General features: G+C 41.6%; 6 protein-coding genes. All 6 read right to left on the bottom strand.

All coding sequences use genetic code 11. The features are described 5' to 3' along the window. A partial coding sequence (locus VGA95_05650; GenBank protein ID HEX9666029.1) for a M20/M25/M40 family metallo-hydrolase occupies positions 1–1,131 on the bottom strand: 1,131 nt, incomplete at its 3' end. Between the two features lie 203 nt (positions 1,132–1,334). After that, positions 1,335–1,541 carry a hypothetical protein gene (locus VGA95_05645; GenBank protein HEX9666028.1) on the bottom strand — a complete coding sequence of 69 codons (207 nt, stop codon included), beginning with the start codon at positions 1,539–1,541 and terminating at the stop codon, positions 1,335–1,337. A 105-nt stretch (positions 1,542–1,646) separates the two neighbouring features. After that, positions 1,647–1,970 carry a hypothetical protein gene (locus VGA95_05640; protein ID HEX9666027.1) on the bottom strand — a complete coding sequence of 108 codons (324 nt, stop codon included), beginning with the start codon at positions 1,968–1,970 and terminating at the stop codon, positions 1,647–1,649. Positions 1,971–1,985: 15 nt separating this feature from the next. Further along, positions 1,986–2,783, bottom strand: a complete 798-nt coding sequence (gene fetB, locus VGA95_05635) for an iron export ABC transporter permease subunit FetB (protein HEX9666026.1) — start codon at positions 2,781–2,783, stop codon at positions 1,986–1,988. Between the two features lie 2 nt (positions 2,784–2,785). Then, entirely contained in the window at positions 2,786–3,496 is a 711-nt protein-coding gene (locus tag VGA95_05630) for an ATP-binding cassette domain-containing protein (GenBank protein ID HEX9666025.1), read from the bottom strand. A gap of 78 nt (positions 3,497–3,574) precedes the next feature. Further along, the gene (locus VGA95_05625; protein HEX9666024.1) at positions 3,575–3,763 is read right to left on the bottom strand and encodes a tetratricopeptide repeat protein; all 189 of its coding nucleotides are present in this window, start codon (positions 3,761–3,763) and stop codon (positions 3,575–3,577) included. Positions 3,764–4,179 lie beyond the last annotated feature (416 nt).

The raw sequence follows: 4,179 nt of genomic DNA, 5'->3' as shown, positions 1-4,179 counted from the left end.
TAATTTTATTGTTTCTATGACAATCTCTGCGGCTCGATAAAATTCCTCTAACACCAGGTATTCATTAACGGTATGCAGTTCATACATTCCGGTACCCAGATTAGCGCATTCGATACCCATTTGATTGAAAAAGTTAGCATCACAACCCCCACCGCTGGTATGGTAGGTTATACGATGTCCAAGGCCTTTAACTGCCCTGTCAATTATTTTTACAACCCTCGAATCTTCAGGAACAACCATCCTGTCGTAACTTCTTTCAAAAATCTCCTCGACACGGGCGCCCCCCTTTTGACCATCAAGAATTACCTCGTAGTTTGAAACAGTATTTCTGACACATTCTATCATGTGATTTTTCTGCGCAGCCAGTTTATCTTCATCGTGGCTCCTGACCTCACCTACGATTTTCACGAAATTAGGAACTATATTTGTAGCAATACCACCCTTTATTATTCCGATATTTGCAGTGGTTTCATGATCTATTCTGCCAAGCTTCATTTTAGAGATTGACTCGCTTGCAATCTTTATAGCATTAATACCGTTTTCTGGACATAGACCCGCATGAGCTTCGACTCCATGCACGTGGAATTCCAGCCTCTCAGCAGATGGGCATCTGAGAACGAGCCGAGACGGGGAACTACTGTCGAGAACTATTCCATACCGCGAGTTAAATTTTGATATATCGATATGCTTTGCGCCCAGAAGGCCTATTTCCTCGCATATGGTAAACGCGATTTCTATATCTCCATGCGGGACATCCCGCTCCCTTAAGGTCCGTACCACTTCGACTATTACAGCTATACCACTCTTATCATCACTTCCGAGAACCGTAGTACCATCGCTCTTAATAAAACCGTTGTTAACTCTTGGCTTAACTCCCTCTCCCGGTCCAACGATATCCATATGGGCAGAAAGGAAGAAAGGCTCGATATTTGACGTATTTCCCTTCATCTTTACGATCAGGTTCCCCGTATTTCCATTAACCTTATTACCTGCGTCATCAAAAAAACACTCTGCGCCCAACTCCTCCATATCCGCAGATAATTTCAATGCAATCTCTTTTTCCTTTCTCGACAGGCTATCTATCCTGATCAAATCCAGAATATACTCGGTCATCCTTTCCTTTTCGATCATTATTTCAATACTACTCCACTGTCGAAGATTTTTATCCAATGAATTATAACAAATTATATTTGTCGGTTAAATACACAACGGAACTCCATGCAGCAGGCTATAACGTATCACAACAGAAACAATTGGTCTCTCGTGTCAATTACGATGGACTGAGAAAGTGCCGAAGCAATCGCCAGCATGATCACCGAGGGGATCGCTTCGTTTCACTCGCGATTGTAAAAGCCAGACGTTTCGAGGACAAAATTTTTAAAAGTATCGACGTCAGTTGTATTAACCTTATTTCTAACTTCTTTGTCTTGATACTGAATAGATCCTGACCTATCGTCAGGACATGGTTCAGCACAGGTACAAAGAAGCAATCCTTCGACGTCGCTCAGGACAGGCCCTTCGACCCTTCGATTATAGGGCAAGGCTCTCCCTTTGTTGTCATTTCCTAATTCCTTAATAGGGAATCCATGCTTTTACCTCTGGATCCCCGACTACTGATTCCGGGGATGACATAACGACTAAAAAATTTAATTCAACCGCAACCCGCAAATTTTTTTTAACGTCTTTGTTCCTGATTTTCTTAATACTGAAACAAGTTCAGCACAGGCGGCAATTTTTGGAAGGCCGTTCAAGCCGTCCATAAGATCGATGACATGGAAACCTATCGGGACAAGAATGTCCCGACTATCCACAACAAATACCGTCATCAATAACGATAGGCGGGGTTTTCCAACCCCGCATAGATAAAACATTGGGAACGTTGTTTCGATGCAATCTCCTTCAACACTGGCACAGCGCCCAGCAATGTGTTTCCAATGTGAGGGGGTCAAGACAATCAATGAATCAGGCATTTTTTCCACGGGTGATTATAGGGCTTCCTCTATAAGCTGATGATCTTGGGTAAAGTATCGTCTAAATCTCAGATGCGTAAGTATTAAAGATGAAGAAGCCACGGAAAACGCAATCATATACATTATGATAATCTGATACTTAACCGCTATAAGGGGTGAAATACCTGAGAGTATTTGTCCAGTCATTATTCCTGGGAGAGATACTATTCCCACTACCATCATAGAGTTGATTGTTGGAATCATAGAAGCCTTCATCGCTGCTCGTATACAAGAAGAAGCGGCCTGTTTGGACGTTGCCCCCAGTGCCAGGCAGGCCTCGATCTCGCTCTTCTTATTTCTAATCTCCGAGTCAATTCTCTCAACTGCCAATGTGGCGCCATTCATGCTATTCCCGATCACCATGCCGGCCAGTGGTATCAGATAATGTGGTTCATACCAGGGTTTTACCTGCAGGATGACCTGTGTTACCAGAAAAACGCTGATACCCGAGCCCGTTGTCAATGCGAAACCCACAAGGTATGGTAACTCCTTAGTCTGTTTCTCCTGTCTTCGAGCAACTGTGATAGCGGCAATTACAATCATTACTGAGATCGTGATTAGGATTATATACCATCGATCTAGAGCGAAAATGTATTTTAATATATAACCTATTGCTACAAGTTGAATCAGCGTTCTGAGCGCTCCTATTGCGAATTCCCTTTCGAGCATTAATTTTTGCCATCTTGACATTCCGATGGCTACAAAGATTAATCCCAGTCCGATCAGTAGATCTATGTAGCTTATATTTACGAGCGTGTAATTGAGCGCTTCCATATCTATATACTAATTTCCAGCGTATTATGGGTCCTGAAGAAGTCTTCAGACAAACCCTCGTGGAGTATTGAACCGTTATCTATCTGGATGATTTGTCTCCCAAAGAATCTTGCATGGGCGAGTTGATGAGTGACCATAATAACCGTAATCCCGGTGAGGCTGTTCAATTTGCTTATTGACCTTAAGAGACTTATTGCTGATGCATGATCGAGGGCAGATGTAGGTTCGTCCAACAACAGTACTTCAGGTTTGTTAATCAGCGTTCTTGCGATGTTCAGACGCTGCTTCTCACCGACAGATAGCTCAGATGCTTTGCGATCGAGAAAATCGACTTTGAGTTCAGATAACTTAAGAACATGTTTTATTTCGTTTTCATCGGGAGGGTTTTCAACAATCCCAAGTTCGTAAGGAACCATGAGGTTGTCTCTTACGGTTCCTTCAAACGTCACAGGAATCTGGAAAACCATTCCTACTTTCCTTCTGAGTTCGGTAACCGGAATATCTCTAATATTTTTTTCGTCGATTAATATATATCCGGAAGTTGGATCATCCATCCGGTTTAGAAGCCTAAGGAGTGTAGTCTTACCAGCTCCTGAAGGGCCAAGCAGTATGTGCTTCTCACCGGAGAGGAATTTAAGGTTTATGTTTTTTAATATAGGATTTCCGTTTTTGGATTTACTGACATTTTGTAGTTCAAATTTTATTTTGCTCACTGAAACCCTACTTCTTTAGGCGAATAGACTTCCCGATGTTCTATTCGAATCGATTATTTTGAAGTCCCAAAATGCTCTTTAATCGATCAATTGTATAGCTTCATCGAATTCCTCTGCCATTCCTGGATGACCATGTTTATAAGCAGCTTCTATGCCTTTTCTATAAGCTTCCTTTGCCTCTTCCTTTCTCCCCAGGTTCAAAAGGGCTTCACCCAGCATCCGGTATCCCGCCCCCTCATCATCTTTTAACGTGAAATAAACCCTAATTTCATCGATAGCTTCCTTATACTTGCCGGACTTAAAATATTCGTTAGCAAGGCCATACCTGCTCAGGGGATTACCTGGATTTTTTTCAACGAGCGTTTTAAACGTCTCAACTTTATCTGTAATTGTTCTTTATCTCCCTCTTTGATTTTCTTTCAGTTTGCATTCGATAGAATGATATTCGATAGAATGATATATGAATAGTAGTATAAATTATTAAAATATCAAAAAACAACTGATTTTTTATCCGTCGTGAATTCACTCATGATGAATACATATCTAAATGCCTTTTTTTAAAGAACCTTATTGAGCAGACTCCTGTACGAAAAAATTAAGCATCTATACAAGCGTAAGGAAATTGAAAGTTGACACAGTTGCATCTCCGACCCGTATGCGTTACGCTAAATGGGTCGATAATG

This window comes from Thermodesulfobacteriota bacterium (genome assembly GCA_036397855.1).
Taxonomy (GTDB): Bacteria; Desulfobacterota_D; UBA1144; order Nemesobacterales; family CSP1-2; genus DASWID01.
Note: the sequence above shows the minus strand (reverse complement) of the source record. Positions and strands in the feature narration are given on the sequence as shown.

Excerpts from the sequence above, each read along its gene's own strand:
- VGA95_05640 (HEX9666027.1), bottom strand. The coding sequence starts at position 1,970 with ATGCCTGATTCATTGATTGTCTTGACCCCCTCACATTGGAAACACATT.
- fetB (HEX9666026.1), bottom strand. The coding sequence starts at position 2,783 with ATGGAAGCGCTCAATTACACGCTCGTAAATATAAGCTACATAGATCTA.